Below are 17,806 nucleotides of genomic sequence, written 5' to 3' on the forward strand. Positions count from 1 at the left end.
TCGACCTTGTCGGAATGCTCTTCCATCGACTTTTCGGTCGAATGGATAAGGCTTTCCGCCTGGTTCTTCGCCTCGATCAGCTCGCGGCGTTCCTTGTCGGCTTCCGCGTTCTCTTCGGCGTCCTTGACCATCTTTTCGATGTCTTCGTCGGACAGACCGCCCGATGCCTGGATGGTGATCTTCTGTTCCTTGCCGGTGCCTTTGTCCTTGGCCGAAACCGAGACGATGCCGTTGGCGTCGATGTCAAAAGTCACCTCGATCTGAGGCATACCGCGCGGTGCCGGTGGGATGTCTTCAAGGTTGAACTGACCGAGGATCTTGTTGTCCGCAGCCATTTCACGCTCACCCTGGAACACGCGGATGGTCACGGCGTTCTGGTTGTCTTCGGCGGTCGAGAAGACCTGAGACTTCTTCGTCGGGATCGTGGTGTTGCGGTCGATCAGACGGGTGAACACGCCACCCAGCGTTTCGATCCCCAGAGACAGCGGGGTCACGTCCAGCAGAACCACGTCTTTGACGTCGCCTTGCAGAACACCAGCCTGAATGGCGGCGCCCATGGCAACCACTTCGTCCGGGTTCACGCCCTTGTGGGGCTCTTTGCCGAAGAATTTGGTGACCTCTTCGATCACTTTCGGCATCCGGGTCATACCACCGACCAGAACAACTTCGTCCACATCGCCAGCCGACAGGCCCGCGTCTTTCAGAGCGGCCTGGCACGGCTTCAGCGACTTCTTGATCAGGTCGCCAACCAGCGATTCCAGCTTGGCACGGGTCAGTTTCATGACCATGTGCAGCGGCTGACCGTTCGAGCCCATCGAGATGAACGGCTGGTTGATTTCGGTTTGCGAGGTCGAGCTGAGTTCGATCTTGGCCTTCTCAGCGGCTTCTTTCAGACGCTGAAGGGCCATCTTGTCAGCAGACAGATCGACGCCGTGTTCCTTTTTGAACTCATCCGCCAGGTAGTTGACGATGCGCATGTCAAAGTCTTCACCACCCAGGAAGGTGTCACCGTTGGTCGATTTGACCTCGAACAGGCCATCGTCGATTTCCAGAATGGTCACGTCGAAAGTACCACCACCAAGGTCATAAACCGCGATGGTTTGGGTTTCTTGCTTGTCCAGACCATAGGCCAGCGCAGCCGCTGTCGGCTCGTTGATGATCCGCAGCACTTCCAGACCGGCGATTTTACCAGCGTCCTTGGTGGCCTGACGCTGTGCGTCGTTGAAATATGCCGGAACTGTGATAACCGCCTGCGTGACATCTTCGCCCAGATAGCTTTCGGCGGTTTCCTTCATCTTGCCCAGAGTGAAGGCCGAGATCTGGCTTGGAGAATACTTTTCACCGCGGGCTTCAACCCACGCATCACCATTGCCGCCATTCACGATGGAATACGGCACCATTTTCTTGTCTTTTTCGACTTCTGCATCATCCACGCGACGACCGATCAGACGTTTGACGCCAAAGATCGTGTTGTCGGGGTTGGTGACCGCCTGACGTTTTGCAGGCTGACCGACCAGTCGCTCATCTTCGGTGAAGGCGACGATCGAGGGCGTGGTCCGCGCCCCTTCGGCGTTTTCGATGACCTTCGGCTGCGAGCCTTCCATGATGGCCACGCAGGAGTTCGTGGTTCCGAGGTCAATCCCGATTACTTTTCCCATTTTTGCAATCCCTTTCTCTTCAAGGCGATGTCCCGAGGGTCGGACCCTTTATGGCATCCCACCCCCGATCTGATGTGCGCGACAGCACTACCATCGCGCGTCCCGGCGTATATAAGGGCGAGGCAAGAGGCCTGCAAGCACCGTAGAGTGCAGGTTTTCGGGAATTTGAGGTCTTTTTTGGCAAGGAATTGGAAAGGTTTGGGGTTTCCGGAATGACGCGGGTGATCTTGCGAGGGTTCGAAATCAGGAAAGGCTATATTGATCCTGCGGCCCAGGCACGGCTGATCGCGGCCCTTCGACCGATTCTGAAGGCAGCACCTTTGTTTCGACCCGTCACGCCGTCGGGCAAAGAGATGTCGGTGCGCATGACCTCGGCCGGGGATCTGGGATGGGTGACCGACAAGACAGGCTATCGCTATCAGGACAAGCACCCGAGAGGCGGGGTCTGGCCCGAAATTCCCCCGGTCATTCTTGATATCTGGGACGATCTGGTCAGCACCGAGCGCGCGCCGGATTGCTGTTTGATCAACTACTATGGGGAAGGCGCCAAAATGGGCCTGCATCAGGACAGGGACGAGGCAGATTTTTCCTGGCCCGTTCTGTCGGTTTCCCTGGGCGATGACGCCCTGTTCCGAATTGGCAACACGACCCGTGGCGGCAAGACCGAGTCGATCTGGCTGGGCTCGGGCGACGTGGTGATCATGGGCGGCCCGGCACGGCTGGCCTATCACGGGGTCGACCGGATCAGATACGGATCATCCCGGCTGTTGCCAAAAGGCGGACGGATCAACCTGACGCTGCGGGTCGCACGTTAGCGGCGCGCGTTCCAGCTTTGTGAAACATGCTGACGCGTGAAAAACTCACCCATCAAGCCGATCATCAGCAGCGCGATCCCCACCCACAATGCGTAATCCCAGCTCGTGTTTCGCGGAAAATAGTTTCGAAAGATGAAGCCCCGGCACTGGTCGATAATATGAAACAGCGGGTTCCAGGCGAACATCATCAGCAATCCGCCGCCCAGCGTGTTTGCGACGAACATCTTTCCCGAAAACACCATGTTCAGGCGACGGTAGATATTGGTGAGCATTCCCACGGTCGTCGGAAACCAGGGTTTCATCGCCATGAACACCAAACCCACGGCGCATCCGGTAAACCAGGCCAATATCAGCATCGCGAAAGCACCGCCGGGATCCTGCACCTCGATCGGGGCGACCGCGACGCTGTAGATGAACAGGATCACGAACATGGCCAGCAGTTGCTTGTAGAGAATACCGAGCGCCGCAGACAGGATCGTCACCATCACATTCATCGGCGAATGGAGCATCATCGGATTGTTTGCCGACCCAACCCCTGAAATTGCACCTATCGACTGGATGTGCAGCATAAAGGGGAACACGCCGGACAGAACATACAGCAGAAATTCGCCCCTGATCTTTGGAATTCCGCCCCGGCCCATCAATGACATGAGCAGGTAGAAAGTGGTTCCCATCACCACAAGCTGCAAGACATTGATCAGGATGGCGACTATTGCATTCGGATGTTGCGAGCGCACCTTTCGCACGGTGGCATGGAACACCAGCTCAGCCGTCGTGAAAGCGCCGCCCAGCAGCGTTTGGTTGCGCTTGAAATAGAACATTCAAAGGGTCTTTTCTGCTTCGTCGCCTCTAAACTGGCATGAATATCTTGCCGTTCCGTAACCGCCGCATCATAAGTCGATCGCGATTTTGGATCAACAAACCACAGGAACGGAGCTTTTTTGTGACCTACGACGCGCTTATTCCCGTCATCCGGCGACTGGCTCTGGAGGCGGGCGACAAGATCATGGAAATCTACGAGGCGGATGATTTCGATGTCAAAGTCAAATCCGACTCCAGCCCTGTGACCGAGGCAGACGAAGCCGCTGATGCATTGATTTCGGCAGGCTTGCGTGCGGCATTCCCGGATATTCTTCTGGTCACCGAAGAACAGGCCGCTTCGCATTCTGAAAAAGGCGACACTTTCCTCATTGTTGATCCGCTGGACGGCACCAAGGAATTCATCAACCGCCGCGGTGACTTTACCGTCAACATCGCACTTGTCGAGAACCGAGTGCCAACCCGGGGTGTGGTTTATGCCCCGGCGCGGGGTCGTATGTTCTTCACGCTGGCTGATGGACGCGCGGTCGAGGAAACGGGCGCTTTCGACAAAAACCAGACCGGTCCTTTGACGCCCATATCAGTCTCTGAACCGGATAATTCCGGGCTGCTGGTTGTGGCGTCGAAATCCCACAGGGATCAGGCCACCGAGGACTACATCAACAAATATCATGTGAAGGACAGCAAAAGCGCGGGTTCGTCGCTCAAGTTCTGTCTGGTTGCCACGGGCGAAGCGGATATCTATCCGCGCGTCGGACGCACGATGGAATGGGATACGGCGGCAGGCCATGCGGTACTGGCCGGGGCCGGTGGCCAGGTTGTGCGTTTTGACGACCATACTCCGTTGCTTTATGGCAAGGATGGCTATGCAAATCCGTTCTTTATTGCTTACGCTCCGGGTGTTGAATTGAAGGAAGCCTGATGTCTGTTCTGATTGCCATTCCCGCCCGCTATGCCTCGACCCGCTATCCCGGCAAGCCTCTGGTTCCCCTGACCGGTGCAAAAGGCGCGTCCATGACATTGATCGAACGGTCCTGGCGCGCAGCCATGTCAGTTTCAGGTGTCGATCGCGTTGTTGTTGCGACGGATGATGAACGAATTCGCGACGTGTCCGAGGGCTTTGGGGCCGAGGTCGTGATGACCTCGGAAAACTGTCAGAACGGCACCGAACGATGCGCCGAGGCACATGAAGTTCTGGGTAGCGGGTACGAAATCATCGTCAACCTGCAAGGCGACGCTCCGCTGACCCCGCATTGGTTTGTCGAAGATCTGGTTTCCGGCCTGCGCGAGGCCCCGGATGCCGGTGTTGCGACCCCTGTCCTGCGCTGTGACGGCAGTGCGTTGAACAGTCTGCTGAACGACCGCAAGCATGGCCGTGTCGGTGGCACGACGGCAGTGTTCGGACGCGATCACAGTGCGATGTACTTTTCGAAAGAGGTCGTGCCCTTCACGTCGCAGACATACGCCGGCGATGAAGCGACACCCGTGTTTCACCATGTCGGCGTTTACGCCTATCGGCCCGACGCCCTTGCGGCGTATCCGGGCTGGCCAGCCGGGCCTCTGGAACAGCTGGAAGGCCTGGAACAGCTCAGGTTCATGGAAAACGGGCGCAAGGTTCTGTGCGTCGAGGTCGAGGCAAGGGGCCGTCAGTTCTGGGAACTGAACAACCCGCAGGACGTGCCCAAGATCGAAGAGATGATGGCAGCCATGGGGCTGGAGTGACGTCTTTTCCCCATGACTCTGACGGCGCCCTTGGCGAAACTGTTCCTCAACCAGCCCCGATGGATATGCCATGAAGACAATTCTTGTCACCGGTGGTGCCGGGTATATCGGCTCACATGCCTGCAAGGCGCTTGCGCAGGCAGGCTATCTTCCTGTGACCTATGACAACCTGATCACGGGTTGGCAGGATGCGGTGCAATTTGGCCCTTTTGAACAAGGCGACCTTTTGGATCGGGACCGCCTGGATGAGGTGTTCGCGAAACACAAACCAGATGCGGTGATGCATTTCGCGGCGCTCAGCCAGGTTGGCGATGCCATGCGTCAGCCCGGCGTGTATTGGTCGAACAATGTCACGGGCTCACTGACTCTGATTGAAGCAGCCGTTGCGGCCGGCTGTCTGGATTTCGTATTTTCGTCCACATGTGCCACATATGGCGAGCACGACAATGTGGTTCTTGATGAATCCACGGCACAGCATCCGCTGAACGCCTACGGAGCATCGAAACGCGCGATCGAAGATATCCTCAAGGATTTCGAGGCGGCTCATGGGCTGCGCCATGTCATCTTCCGGTATTTCAACGTTGCAGGTGCTGACCCCGAAGGGGAGGTGGGCGAGTTTCACCGCCCTGAAACCCATCTGATCCCGCTGATGTTGGACGCGATTGACGGCAAGCGGGACGGCCTGACCGTCTTTGGCACGGATTATGACACGCCCGATGGCACCTGTATTCGCGATTATGTACATGTTTGCGATCTGGTTGACGCGCATATTCTGGGGTTGGGCTGGCTGGAACAGGGCAAAAGCAGCCGTGTCTTCAATCTGGGCACCGGGTCCGGGTTTTCCGTTCTTGAGGTGATCGAGCAATCCAGGTCCGTCACCAACCGTCCCGTGCCGTATACTGTGGGCCCTCGTCGGGCCGGAGATTGCACCAAGCTGGTATCCGGCTCTGTGCGGGCTGAAAACGAACTGGGATGGAAGCCCAAAAGATCAACGTTAGAGACGATGATTGCAGATGCCTGGCGCTGGCACCAGAACGGCCACTACGAAAAATGAGGACCCGGTGACATCCAGCACTGCGTTGACACTTCCCCGGATCGGATGGGAACGGAAGTACAGGATGCGCTGGAAACGCCGGCGGCTGCTCTGGAGGTCGCTGCGCAGCCGACATCAGTTGACCTGCCAGAAGGATCAGACATCCCAAATCCAGCGAGGTGACCTGTTGGCCTTTGTCACCTTGCGCAATGAAATCATCCGCCTGCCCTGGTTCTTTCGTCACTATCGCGCTTTGGGCGTCGATCATTTTCTGATCGTCGACAACGGCAGCCACGATGGATCATCCGAGTATCTGCAAGATCAACCGGATGTCTCGGTGTGGAGAACCCATTCCAGCTATCGTGGATCGCGGTTTGGCCTGGACTGGTTGACCTGGTTGCAGATGCGCTATGGCCACCGCCACTGGTGCCTGATGGTGGATGCGGATGAACTGCTGGTCTATGCCCATTGCGATACCCGGTCCCTGCATGACCTGACAGCCTGGCTGGACCGGCGCGGGAAGATCGGGTTCGGGGCGCTGATGCTGGACCTCTATCCCAAGGGCCCTTTGGGGGATGCGGCTTATGACCCGGACACCGACCCCACAAATCTGCTGTGCTGGTTCGATGCAGGACCGTATCGCGCGCAGCGGCAAAGCCCGATGGGCAATCTGTGGGTGCAGGGCGGCGCGCGGGAACGGATGTTCTTTGCGCAAACCCGGCAAAGATCACCCACGCTGAACAAGATCCCGCTGATGCGCTGGTCGCGGCGCTATGCCTATGTGAACTCATGCCATTCCGCCCTGCCGCGCCGCCTGAACGAAACCTATGATGGACCGGGCGGCGATACCCCGTCGGGCGTGTTGCTGCACACGAAGTTCCTGCCGGACGTTATCGAGAAATCCAATACCGAAAAGCAGCGACGCCAACATTTTCATGATCCGGACCAATTCGGGCCATACTACGATGGAATAATCAACCAGCCGGACATGTGGACCTCACAGTCGGTGCGCTACACCGGGTGGAGCCAGCTGGAACAGTTGGGTCTGATGAACGGCGGAGGCTGGGATTGAAAACGAAATCAAGGGCATCAACCGCACGTTTACAGTTTGCGGGTTTTAAAGACGTTGCGTCAGAAGATGCAAAGATGGCATAAACCGGTAATGCCATGTCGTGCCATCGGTCACGACTGGTTCGGGGAAAGCTCGCGTTATAAAAAGGTTGGGCAGTCACGTGAGCCTGTTTGAGTCCTACAAAATGAGATTGCGGCGCAAGCGCCGTATTCTGCGCTGCCTCAGACGACGCCGCGAGCTCAAGCCGGTCAGCAACAACACACAGGCCATACGGCGTGATGATATCCTGCTGATGAGCGTTGTGCGGAACGAGAAAATTCGCCTGCCCTTCTTTCTTGAATATTATCGCAAACTGGGCATCAACCATTTTCTGTTTGTCGACAACAACAGCGATGATGGCAGTTTTGAGTTTTTGAAAGAACAGGCTGACGTTTCGGTCTGGCGGACGACGACCAGCTACAAACGAGCAGGCTATGGTCTGGACTGGTCGAACTATCTGCTGCGCAAATACGCGCACGATCACTGGGTGCTGAGCGTCGATCCCGACGAATTCTTCATCTATCCGTTCTGCGACACCCGCCCAATCCGTGCCTTGACGGACTGGCTGGATGGCAGTGCCGTGCGCAGTTTTGGCACGATGCTGATCGACATGTACCCCGAAGGTCCGGTGGACGCCGAACCCTATGCCGAAGGTCAGAACCCGTTCGAAATCGCGCGCTGGTTCGACCCCGGGAATTACATGATCACCAAGAACCCCGAGTACAAGAACCTTTGGATTCAAGGGGGTCCACGGGCGCGCGTGTTCTTTCAGGACAACCCCTCCAAGGCACCGGCGCTGAACAAGATTCCGCTGGTAAAATGGAACCGGCGCTATGTCTATGTCAGCTCGACCCATTCGCTTTTGCCGCGCGGGCTCAATCAGGTTTACGACGAATGGGGCGGCGAAAAGGCCAGCGGGTCACTGCTTCATGCCAAGTTGATCAACACACTTGGTGAAAAAGCCCGCGAAGAATTGCAGCGCGGCCAGCATTACCGGGGCTCGGGCGAATACAAGGCATATGCAACCCGGCTTGAGGACAAGCCTGTTTTCGGGTGCGAATGGTCCGAGACCTATATCAACTGGCGACAGCTTGAGATCCTGGGCCTCATGTCGAAAGGAAACTGGGCATGAGCGGTCTGGGTATTGTCATGTTGGTTCATACCTCGCTGGACCGTGCCGAGCAGGTCGCGCGCCACTGGACAGCAGCGGGGTGCCCGGTGGTCATCCATGTGGATCGCAAGGTGCCAGACCCTGTTTATTCCCGGTTTGTCGCGTCCTGTTCGAACAATCCATCGATCGTGTTTTCTGACCGACATCGCTGCGATTGGGGTGGCTGGGGTATCGTTGCCGCCTCGCAAAGCGCATCCGAGTTGATGCTGGAGCGTTTCCCCGAGGTTCGGCATGTGTTTCTTGCCTCGGGGGCCTGCCTGCCCTTGCGACCGGTTCAGGAACTGATCGATTACCTGTCAGACCGGCCGCGTGTCGATTTCATCGAAAGCGCGACGACATCCGATGTCAGCTGGACCATTGGCGGGCTGGATCATGAACGGTTCACCCTGCGGTTTCCGTTTTCGTGGCGCAAGCATCGCAAACTATTCGACGCATATGTAAAACTTCAGCGTCTGATGGGGTTTCGCAGGAAAATCCCCGACGGCCTGGTTCCGCATATGGGAAGCCAGTGGTGGTGTCTGACCCGCCAAACGCTGTCGGCGATCCTTCAAGACCCCAGGCGCAAGCTGTATGACAAGTATTTCCGTCATGTCTGGATTCCGGATGAAAGCTATTTCCAGACGCTGGCGCGCTTGTATTCCACACATATTGAAAGCAGGTCCCTGACCCTGTCCAAATTCGATTACCAGGGCCGCCCGCACATCTTCTATGACGATCATCTGCAATTGCTGCGCCGATCGGATTGTTTTGTCGCCCGAAAAATCTGGCCCCGCGCAGAGCGATTGTACCAGGCATTCCTGACAGATCAGGCCGGGGCGATGAAACCGGCGGAACCCAATCCGGGCAAGATCGATCGCGTATTTTCCAAAGCGGTGGAACGGCGAACCCGTGGGCGCGACGGGCTGTATATGCAAAGCCGGTTTCCCCGTCATGGCAGTGAAAACGGTCTGACATCGTCACAATATTCCGTGTTCCAAGGCTTTTCGGAACTTTTCGAGGATTTCGAACCTTGGTTGGCCGCAACTACGGGAGCCAGAGTCCACGGGCATCTATTCGGGCCGGAACGCGCCGAATTTTCGCAAGGAGAAGCCATAACAAATGGTGCCCTCAGCGACAGTGCAGCGCTGCGGGATTATAACCCGACCGCCTTTCTGTCGAACCTGATCTGGAATACGCGGGGCGAGCGACAGTGTTTCCAGTTCAGTCCGCGGGACACTCAGGAAATCAACTGGTTTCTGGCGCGGGACAAGAACGCTCAGATTTCGGTCATCACTGGCGCTTGGGCGATCCCATTGTTCCGGTCCAATATGAATTTCTCGGAAATCCGGAGTGAGGCGGCGCGCCTGCAACAAATTGAAACCAAGCAGCTGGAGGTGCTGACTTCGGTCTGGACCAAGGCGCGGATGCGCAGTTGGACGCTGGCCGACTTCATTGAATCTCCGATGGATGCCTTGCAGGGCATCCTAGAAGAAACCGGCTTGCAGCAGACCAGCCATCTGACCGAAGTCCCGACCATGGTCGATCTGTCCGGATTCGGGAAGTTCCTGCAAAACCTCAAGAACCAGGGAATGCACCCATATCTGATGGGTGATTTCCCGGCGGACGATGTGTTCGGTCGCCAGCAAAAGCCATACCAAAAACCGTATCTGGTGCAGTGATTGCCCATGTCAGCCCATTTTGATTACTTCGTGATTCTGGCCGCCATGCGCACAGGTTCTAACCTGCTAGAAGCCAACCTGAACGCGCTGGACGGGGTCACCTGTCACGGAGAGGCGTTCAATCCGCATTTTGCGGGCAGCCTGAAATCCGATCGTTTGCTTGGCCTGGGGCTGGAAGACCGGGATGCGGACCCCACGCGAATGCTCAAGGCGATCAAATCAGCACCGGGTGACATCAATGGGTTTCGATATTTCGAAGACCATGACCCACGTGTCCTGAAACCCATGTTGAACGACCCGCGCTGTGCCAAGATCATTCTGACCCGCAACCCATTGGACAGCTACCTGTCGCTGAAAATAGCGCGGAAAACGCAGCAATGGCTGCTGAAGAACGTGAAACGCCGTGTCGACGCGCAGGTTGACTTCGACGCAAACGAGTTTTCGGATTACCTGAACCAGTTGCAAGACCATCAGCTTATGGTGCAACGGCACCTGCAAAAGACAGGCCAAACCGGGTTCTTCATTCACTATGACGACCTTACCGAGCTGGAGGTCATCAACGGGCTGGCTGCATGGCTGGGGGTTGAGGGGCGGCTGACCCGACTGGATGATACCCTGAAACCGCAAAACCCGGCGCCGGCTTTGTCGAAGGTCACCAATCCTGAAGAAATGAAGCAGGCCCTGTGCGATCAGGATCGGTTCGGATTGCATCGGTCAACAAGCTTTGAGCCACAGCGCGGCGCGGCTGTACCGCTTTATGTTGCCGCTGCAAGGTCTCCTTTGATGTATTTGCCCATTCGGGGCGGAATAGAGCCTGTTATCGTGCAGTGGTTGGCTGATCTGGACGGATGTCAGACTGACAAGCTGATCACGGATCGAAATCGCAAACAGGTCCGGTCATGGAAGCAGGGCCATCCCGGTCATCGGCAATTCACCGTCCTGCGTCACCCTCTGGCCCGGGCACATACGGCGTTTTGCAGTCATATTCTGAATACGGGGCCGGGCAGCTACAAGATGGTGCGGAATTATCTTCGCAACCGGCTCAAGCTGCCGATCCCGGGGCAAGTACGGGACAACAATTATTCTGTCGAACAACACCGCGAAGCGTTTTCGGGCTTTCTGGACTTTCTGCGCCTCAACCTCAACGGGCAGACACCGGTCCGTGTGGACGGCACGTGGTGCAGCCAGTCCAGGACGTTGGAGGGAATCGCATCCTTCACCCTGCCGGATCTGATTCTGAGAGAGGAGGATCTGATGACGGCCCTGCCGGATCTGGCGCGCAGCATGGGGCATTCAAACCCGCCTCAACCTGGCTGCTGCGCACCGGATGAACCCTACGCTTTGCACCAGATCTACGACGAAAACCTCGAAGCGCTGACGGTTGAAGCCTATCAGCGCGACTATGAAGCATTCGGGTTCAGTGACTGGGTGCCAAGATCGGCCTAAGGGCGCAGGGTAATTAGCGTACCTTTGTTGACCATCGCATAGATCTCTTCGATTTCGTCATTCTTGACCGCGATGCATCCTGCTGTCCAATCCCGCTTCTTTTTCGCGCGTCTCCGCTCGGAGCGCAGATTGGGTTCACCGTGGATGAAGATATCTCCACCCGGATCAACGCCCGCAGCCTTGGCTTTGGCGACATCCTGCGAGTTGGGATAAGAAATGCCCAAGGACAGATGATACCGGCTTCTGGGGTTGCGACGGTCGATCAGATAGGTGCCCTCGGGCGTTCGGCCGTCACCGCGCTGGTTCTTTGTTCCATTCGGCGCAAACCCCAAATCGACGTCATATTCCCGTAGGATCTTTTCGTTGTGTAACAAGTAAAGTTTGCGCGTGCCCTTGTTGACCACCAAAGAGGTCACCTCGGGTCCGTTATAAGTCAGAAATCTTGGGCTGCCAGAGGCACAAGCCGAAAGGCTAAGCGTTGCCAACGCCCCCAAACCGAATACTCGACGATCCATGTTTCACTGCCTGCTCTGCTTTTTTTCGATCATTATGCCAAAAATGGAAAAAACTGAAATCACTTTTTGATGTTCGACTGCTCCGCCAGTCGACGTTCAATGCTTTCCAGCCGCACAAGAACCTCATCACGATAGGCATCGGTTTTAACCTCATCCTCGGCGTGGTGGGCATCCTGCATCGAATTTACGATCAGACCCACCAACAGGTTCACCACGGCAAAAGTGGTGACCATGATGAAGGGAACAAAGAAGACCCAGGCATAGGGATAGACCTCCATCACCGGGCGCACGATGCCCATCGACCAGCTTTCCAATGTCATGATCTGGAACAGCGTATAAGCAGACAGGCCCAGATCGCCGAACCAATCCGGGAACGATGTCGAGAACAGCTTGGTCGAGATAACCGCCCCGATATAGAACAGAATTGCCATCAGCAGAAACACGCTGGCCATTCCGGGAAGGGCCGAGATGAACCCTTCGACCACGCGACGCAGACGAGGCGCCACGGAAATCACGCGCAATACCCGCAGAATTCGCAGGGCGCGCAGCACCGACAGACCTCCGGCGCTGGGAACCAGGGCAATTCCAACGATCAGGAAATCGAATATGTTCCAACCATTTGTGAAGAACCTGCGCCCGGTGGCAATCAGCTTCATGGAAATTTCAGCTACAAAGATCGCCAGGCAAAGCCTGTCCAGCGCCACGATCAAAGGGCCTGCCAGTTCCATCAGGGTCGGCGATGTCTCCATCCCCAAAAGAATGGCATTGAAAATGATCACGGCCGTAATGAACCGACCGAAAACGGGCGCTTCGATAATATTCAGCAAACGCTGTTTGGACCCCATGTGTCAGCTTCCCCAGTAAGATCAAGATGCGGCGTTCAGAACAAACCGCGCAGCGAGTTCCGTATGTGACGACCATCGAAATTGGTCAACGACCTGTACCCATTCAAGGGTGTAACCCGCGTTAACCAGTGTTTTTGCATCGCGCGCAAAGGTGACGGGATTGCACGAGACATAGGCGATCACCGGGCGTTGCGCCTGTGCTATCTCGTCTACCTGCGCTTCGGCACCGGCGCGAGGCGGGTCCAGGACAATGGCGTCGAAAGATTTCAGCTCGTCCGGCATCAGCGGGCGGCGGAACAGATCACGGGCCTCGGTCGTGACGCGTTTCAACCCCTGTGCCTTGCGCCAGCCCTGATCCAGCGCCTCGACCATGGCGGCCTCGCCTTCAACCGCGTGAACTTCGGCAATTTCCGCCAACGGCAAAGAGAACGTTCCGCTGCCTGCAAACAGGTCAATGATACGTTTCGCCCCCCGTGTAGCCGCGGAAACTGCCTTTAACAGAGCCTTTTCTCCGTCCTTTGTTGCCTGCAAGAAGGCTCCGGGAGGTGGCGTGACTCCGGCTGCTCCAAAGCGCTGAACCGGCGCATGCCGCATGGCAATAACCTCCTTATCCCAGCTGAGCCGGGCCAGTCCATGTTTCTCGGTCGCCTGCGCCAACGCCAGTTCCAAGGAGCCGTCCAGCGGTTTGCCACCTGTTACGGCCACATCCAGACCCCCTTCGGACAGCGTGAGTGTGACAGCCAGAACGCCCTTGCGGCTTGCGCCCAAGGTGGCCAGGGCCTCGGCCACGGGAATGGCCGCGATCAAGGCCGGGTCAAGCAACCGGCAATCGGGTATCTCGGTGATCGTGCCGGATGCACGACCGTGAAACCCCGCCAACGTGCCCTTTTTTGTGCGCCTTACAGCAATCGTAGCCCGCCGACGTGACCGTTCGGGCGATGTATGTATCGGGCGTACTGGTGCTTCGAGATCCTGCGCCATCAGCGCCTTGCGGACGATTTGCAGTTTCCAGTCGGCCACAAATGCATCGGATGCGTGCTGCAACTGGCAGCCACCGCACGCTTTGTAGTGGCGGCAAGGCGCTTTGACACGGTGTTCGGAAGGTGTCTCGACCCGGATATCGGTCAATTGCTGGCCAACAAGGGTGCCGCTGACGATTTCGCCGGGAAGGGTACGAGGGGCGTAAACAGGGCCATCGGCAATGCCGTCGCCCTGATGTCCAAGCCGTGTGATTGTGAATTGCTGCGTCATGAGAGGCCTGATAGCCGGGCTTTCGCAGCAAAAAAACCCTTATTCCGCAGCTTCTGCCTGAATGAACCCGCCCGACTGGCGGTGCCAGAACCGCGCATACAGCCCACCCTGGTCCAGCAGCGCCTCATGCGTTCCGGTTTCGGCGATCCGGCCCTGATCCAAAACAACAATCCGGTCCATTTCGCTGAGTGTCGACAGCCGGTGCGCAATGGCCAGCACTGTTTTGCCCTGCATCACCCGATGCAGCGCGGTCTGAATCGAAGCTTCAACCTCGGAATCCAGCGCCGATGTCGCCTCGTCGAGAACCAGAATTGGCGCATCTTTCAGAATGGCGCGCGCCAGAGCGATCCGTTGTCGCTGCCCGCCGCTGAGTTTCACGCCCCGCTCCCCTAGATGAGCATCATAGCCTTTTCGACCATGAGCATCTTCAAGACTCAGGATGAAGTCATGCGCTTCGGCCTTTTTTGCGGCTTCGATCATCTCGGCCTCTGAGGCGTCCGGCCGGCCATACAGAATGTTCTGACGAGCGGACCGGTTGAACATCGCCGTTTCCTGCGTGACCATACCGATCTGTCGGCGCAGGCTGTCCTGCGTCACCTGTGACACGTCCTGGCCGTCGATACGAATGGCGCCACTTTCCCTGTCATAGAGCCTGAGTAACAGCGAGACGAGCGTGGATTTCCCCGCCCCTGATGCACCGACGATGCCCAATTTTTCGCTCGGGTTGACGGTCAGGGTCAAATCCGTGACGCCACCGATATCGCGCCCGTAAGCAAAGCTGACGCCTTCGAAGGAAATCGACCCTTCGGTCACATCAAGGCCCTTCGCCCCGTGCATATCTTCGACCCGGTCACGCTTGGCCAGCGTTTTCATCCCGTTTTCGATTTCACCGACATTGGCATACAGCCCCATCAAGGTGAAACTGACCCAACCGGTCATCTGAGCAATACGGATCGAAACCGCCCCGGCAGCCACGATATCCCCGGCGGTCGCCATGCCGCCCTGCCACAGCCACAAGGTCGCGCCCAGCAGCAAGACGGGCAGGACACCGGCCAGTGTCATGAGGATGAACCGGAAACTGGCCGACAACTTGCCGAAGTCCAGCGATTTTTCACGCAGATCCACCATCGATTCACGCGCCGCCTGATCTTCGAATTCTGAGTGGGCGAACAGCTTCACGGTTTTGATGTTGGTGATCGTATCGACCACCTGCCCGGACACCATCGCCCGCGCCCCGGCCCGTGCTGCGGAACGTTTGCGGATGCGCGGCAGATACCAGCGTACCAGCATGAAATACACCGCCAGCCATGCCGCGAAGGGCAGCATCACCAAAGGGTGAATAGACCCTAACAAAAGCAAAGACCCCACCAGAGACGCCAGGGCAAACACAATCGCGCTGATCGTTTCCGACACAACCGAAGCCATGGCGTTCGATGTCTGCATCTGCTTTTGCGCGATCCGACCGGCAAAATCATCGTCGAAATAGGTCACCGACTGACCCAAGGTCCAACGGTTCAGCTTGGCCAGAACCAAAGGTGTGATGTTTGGCATGACAATGTAATTGTTCGACAAGGATGACAGGCCAAACAGGATCGGGCGAAGCAACATGAAGAAGGCGACCGCACCGAGGATCATCCACATATTGGCAGCGGTCAGAAAATTCTCGGGCCCGCTGGAGGTCGCCACATCGATCACGCGGCCCAACATCCATGCCGTGACCGCCTCCATCGCGCCTGCAATGGCCGAGAAGAACGCCGCAACAAACAACATCGGCCAAGCCCCGGACAGGCTCCAGCGGATGAACGCCCCCAACGTCTGCGGTGGGGGCGTTTCGATGTTCCTGAACGGATAGATGAGGTCGGCAATCCTCATTCAGCGGCCTCCGGGTTCATGAAACCACCAGATTGCCGTGCCCAGAATTGGGCGTAAAGGCCACCTTGCGCCAGAAGATCGGAATGCGTGCCTTCTTCGACAATACGGCCCGCATCCATAACCAGAATGCGATCCATCTGCGCGATGGTACTGAGCCTGTGGGCAATGGCAATCACGGTTTTTCCTTGCATCATGCCGTAGAGGGTTTCCTGAATTGACGCTTCGACCTCGGAATCTAGGGCGGATGTCGCCTCATCCAACAACAAGATCGGCGCATCCTTCAGGATCACCCGCGCCAGCGTCACGCGCTGCCGCTGGCCACCTGACAGTTTCACCCCCCGTTCACCGACATGCGCGTCATACCCGGTCCGACCCTGCGGATCTTGCAAATCGAGGATGAACTCGTGCGCTTCAGCCTGTTTGGCGGCGGCGATCATCTGCGCCTCGGACGCATCCGGACGGCCATAAAGGATGTTGTCTCGGACCGAGCGATGCAGCAAGGCGCTGTCTTGTTGAACCATACCGATATGGCTGCGCAGGCTGTCCTGGGTGACATGTGCAATGTTCTGACCGTCAATATAAATCGCACCGCGTTCGACGTCGTAGAACCGCAACAGCAGCTTTACCAGGGTCGATTTGCCAGCACCGGAGCGACCGATCAAACCAATCTTTTCGCCGGGTTGGACGGTCAGGTTGATATGGTCCAAACCGCCGGTCTCGCGACCATAGTGATGCGAGAGGTCGCGGATCTGGATCTCACCCTTGCCAAGCCGCAAGGGTTTCGCATCAGGCGCATCAAGCAAATCGATGGGCTGGGCAATGGTCTCCATCCCCTCGGACACGATACCAAGTTGTCGGAAAAAGCTGGTCAGGGCCCACATGATCCATCCGGTCATGGCATTCAGGCGCAGGGTCAAGGCCGTAGCCGCCGCAACCACACCGACCGAAGCGCTGCCTTGCATCCACAAGGCAATCGCCCAGCCCACAACACCCACGATCAGCATGCCGTTCAAAGTGACCAGAACGGCATCCATAATAGTGAAAATCCGCATTTCGATCTGAAATGTCCGACGGGTTTCCGCGATCGCCTCGCGGGCATAGTCCAGCTCTTGCGGGCCATGGGCAAACATTTTGACCGAATGGATGTTGGTATAGCTGTCCACCACCCGCCCCGTGACCGTCGAACGCGCATCCGAGGCCGCTTTTGACGCCGGACCAACACGCTGAACGGTCCAGCGCACCAGCATGGCGTAAAATCCGAACCAGATCAGCAACGGGATCAACAAACGCGGATCCGCCGCATACAGCAGGATCGCCGCACCGATCAAATAGGCCAGCGAAAAGGAAATCGCGTCAAAAACCTGAAACACCACTTCACCCGCCGCAGGAGGTGTCTGCATGATCCGGTTTGCAATCCGCCCGGCAAAGTCGTTTTCGAACCAGCCAACCGACTGACGCAACACGTGTTTGTGCGCACGCCAACGGATCAGCGTACCAAAGTTCGGCAAAATCGTATTGTTCAGTAGAAGTACGTCGACCAAATGCAGAAGCGGACGCAACAGCAACACAAAGGCTGCCATCATCAGCAACTCCGTTCCGTGATTTTGCCAAACCTCTGCCGGCGTGCCGCCCAGCAGATCCACTACACGACCCATGTAGTAGATCAGCCCGATTTCAACGCCCGCGACGATTATGGAAACCAGCGCCGCCCAGATAAAAACCCGAATGAAGGGCCGCGAATAATCCAGCATGAAGGGCCACAACCGCGTCGGCGGTGCGTCAGCCTCACGGTAGGCAACAAAAGGGTCAACAAGGTTTTCGAAATAGCGAAACATGGAAAGTGCTCCGATTGAGCAGGAAAATAGACGTGCGAAGAAAGATGGCGCCTGA

The 17,806-nt window shown here is 57.1% G+C and carries 15 protein-coding genes; 8 read left to right on the top strand and 7 right to left on the bottom strand.

Annotation, left to right across the window (positions count from 1 at the left end):
• A partial coding sequence (gene dnaK, locus AC2FNN_RS09960; RefSeq protein ID WP_496758279.1) for a molecular chaperone DnaK occupies positions 1-1,658 on the bottom strand: 1,658 nt, incomplete at its 3' end.
• A gap of 212 nt (positions 1,659-1,870) precedes the next feature.
• Between dnaK and AC2FNN_RS09965 the strand changes: the two genes are divergently transcribed.
• Positions 1,871-2,473, top strand: a complete 603-nt coding sequence (locus AC2FNN_RS09965) for an alpha-ketoglutarate-dependent dioxygenase AlkB family protein (protein WP_496758280.1) — start codon at positions 1,871-1,873, stop codon at positions 2,471-2,473.
• Here AC2FNN_RS09965 and AC2FNN_RS09970 read toward each other — a convergent pair.
• A complete protein-coding gene (locus AC2FNN_RS09970; RefSeq protein WP_224858561.1) occupies positions 2,470-3,294 on the bottom strand; it encodes an ABC transporter permease in 825 nt (274 codons plus the stop codon). The two genes, AC2FNN_RS09965 and AC2FNN_RS09970, sit on opposite strands and share 4 nt — an antisense overlap.
• 122 nt (positions 3,295-3,416) lie before the next feature.
• Between AC2FNN_RS09970 and cysQ the strand changes: the two genes are divergently transcribed.
• From cysQ to AC2FNN_RS10005, 7 genes are all read left to right on the top strand, one after another.
• A complete protein-coding gene (gene cysQ, locus AC2FNN_RS09975; protein ID WP_496758281.1) occupies positions 3,417-4,214 on the top strand; it encodes a 3'(2'),5'-bisphosphate nucleotidase CysQ in 798 nt (265 codons plus the stop codon).
• Positions 4,214-5,014, top strand: coding sequence for a 3-deoxy-manno-octulosonate cytidylyltransferase family protein (locus AC2FNN_RS09980; RefSeq protein WP_496758282.1), 801 nt, complete (start codon positions 4,214-4,216; stop codon positions 5,012-5,014). Before cysQ ends, AC2FNN_RS09980 begins: the two co-directional genes overlap by 1 nt.
• Positions 5,015-5,084: 70 nt before the next feature.
• Positions 5,085-6,068, top strand: coding sequence for a UDP-glucose 4-epimerase GalE (galE, locus tag AC2FNN_RS09985; RefSeq protein WP_496758283.1), 984 nt, complete (start codon positions 5,085-5,087; stop codon positions 6,066-6,068).
• A gap of 64 nt (positions 6,069-6,132) precedes the next feature.
• Positions 6,133-7,119: a glycosyltransferase family 2 protein gene (locus AC2FNN_RS09990; protein ID WP_496758284.1), complete on the top strand. Its 987-nt coding sequence runs from the start codon at positions 6,133-6,135 to the stop codon at positions 7,117-7,119.
• A gap of 184 nt (positions 7,120-7,303) precedes the next feature.
• The gene (locus tag AC2FNN_RS09995) at positions 7,304-8,290 is read left to right on the top strand and encodes a glycosyltransferase family 2 protein (RefSeq protein ID WP_496758348.1); all 987 of its coding nucleotides are present in this window, start codon (positions 7,304-7,306) and stop codon (positions 8,288-8,290) included.
• Complete coding sequence (locus AC2FNN_RS10000) at positions 8,287-9,987, top strand: DUF5927 domain-containing protein (protein WP_496758285.1); 1,701 nt, start codon at positions 8,287-8,289, stop codon at positions 9,985-9,987. The genes AC2FNN_RS09995 and AC2FNN_RS10000 overlap by 4 nt, the downstream gene beginning before the upstream one ends.
• Before the next feature lie 6 nt (positions 9,988-9,993).
• A complete protein-coding gene (locus tag AC2FNN_RS10005; protein WP_496758286.1) occupies positions 9,994-11,433 on the top strand; it encodes a nodulation protein NodH in 1,440 nt (479 codons plus the stop codon).
• On the opposite strand, the gene AC2FNN_RS10010 is transcribed toward AC2FNN_RS10005, so the two are convergent.
• Genes AC2FNN_RS10010 through AC2FNN_RS10030 form a run of 5 tightly spaced genes read right to left on the bottom strand, consistent with a single transcriptional unit; the run spans position 11,430 to position 17,751 of the window.
• Positions 11,430-11,948 carry a L,D-transpeptidase family protein gene (locus tag AC2FNN_RS10010; RefSeq protein WP_496758287.1) on the bottom strand — a complete coding sequence of 173 codons (519 nt, stop codon included), beginning with the start codon at positions 11,946-11,948 and terminating at the stop codon, positions 11,430-11,432. The genes AC2FNN_RS10005 and AC2FNN_RS10010 overlap by 4 nt on opposite strands.
• Before the next feature lie 59 nt (positions 11,949-12,007).
• Entirely contained in the window at positions 12,008-12,793 is a 786-nt protein-coding gene (locus tag AC2FNN_RS10015; protein WP_224858546.1) for an ion transporter, read from the bottom strand.
• A 21-nt stretch (positions 12,794-12,814) separates the two neighbouring features.
• Positions 12,815-14,044, bottom strand: coding sequence for a class I SAM-dependent RNA methyltransferase (locus tag AC2FNN_RS10020; protein WP_496758288.1), 1,230 nt, complete (start codon positions 14,042-14,044; stop codon positions 12,815-12,817).
• Between the two features lie 39 nt (positions 14,045-14,083).
• Positions 14,084-15,916 carry an ABC transporter ATP-binding protein gene (locus tag AC2FNN_RS10025; protein ID WP_496758289.1) on the bottom strand — a complete coding sequence of 611 codons (1,833 nt, stop codon included), beginning with the start codon at positions 15,914-15,916 and terminating at the stop codon, positions 14,084-14,086.
• A complete protein-coding gene (locus tag AC2FNN_RS10030; protein WP_496758290.1) occupies positions 15,913-17,751 on the bottom strand; it encodes an ABC transporter ATP-binding protein in 1,839 nt (612 codons plus the stop codon). Before AC2FNN_RS10030 ends, AC2FNN_RS10025 begins: the two co-directional genes overlap by 4 nt.
• Positions 17,752-17,806: the final 55 nt, after the last annotated feature.

Source organism: Ruegeria sp. BHSA118, from assembly GCF_059613405.1.

Excerpts from the sequence above, each read along its gene's own strand:
- AC2FNN_RS09965 (WP_496758280.1), top strand. The coding sequence starts at position 1,871 with ATGACGCGGGTGATCTTGCGAGGGTTCGAAATCAGGAAAGGCTATATT.
- AC2FNN_RS09970 (WP_224858561.1), bottom strand. The coding sequence starts at position 3,294 with ATGTTCTATTTCAAGCGCAACCAAACGCTGCTGGGCGGCGCTTTCACG.
- AC2FNN_RS09980 (WP_496758282.1), top strand. The coding sequence starts at position 4,214 with ATGTCTGTTCTGATTGCCATTCCCGCCCGCTATGCCTCGACCCGCTAT.
- galE (WP_496758283.1), top strand. The coding sequence starts at position 5,085 with ATGAAGACAATTCTTGTCACCGGTGGTGCCGGGTATATCGGCTCACAT.
- AC2FNN_RS09990 (WP_496758284.1), top strand. The coding sequence starts at position 6,133 with ATGCGCTGGAAACGCCGGCGGCTGCTCTGGAGGTCGCTGCGCAGCCGA.
- AC2FNN_RS09995 (WP_496758348.1), top strand. The coding sequence starts at position 7,304 with ATGAGATTGCGGCGCAAGCGCCGTATTCTGCGCTGCCTCAGACGACGC.
- AC2FNN_RS10000 (WP_496758285.1), top strand. The coding sequence starts at position 8,287 with ATGAGCGGTCTGGGTATTGTCATGTTGGTTCATACCTCGCTGGACCGT.
- AC2FNN_RS10005 (WP_496758286.1), top strand. The coding sequence starts at position 9,994 with ATGTCAGCCCATTTTGATTACTTCGTGATTCTGGCCGCCATGCGCACA.
- AC2FNN_RS10010 (WP_496758287.1), bottom strand. The coding sequence starts at position 11,948 with ATGGATCGTCGAGTATTCGGTTTGGGGGCGTTGGCAACGCTTAGCCTT.
- AC2FNN_RS10015 (WP_224858546.1), bottom strand. The coding sequence starts at position 12,793 with ATGGGGTCCAAACAGCGTTTGCTGAATATTATCGAAGCGCCCGTTTTC.
- AC2FNN_RS10020 (WP_496758288.1), bottom strand. The coding sequence starts at position 14,044 with ATGACGCAGCAATTCACAATCACACGGCTTGGACATCAGGGCGACGGC.
- AC2FNN_RS10025 (WP_496758289.1), bottom strand. The coding sequence starts at position 15,916 with ATGAGGATTGCCGACCTCATCTATCCGTTCAGGAACATCGAAACGCCC.
- AC2FNN_RS10030 (WP_496758290.1), bottom strand. The coding sequence starts at position 17,751 with ATGTTTCGCTATTTCGAAAACCTTGTTGACCCTTTTGTTGCCTACCGT.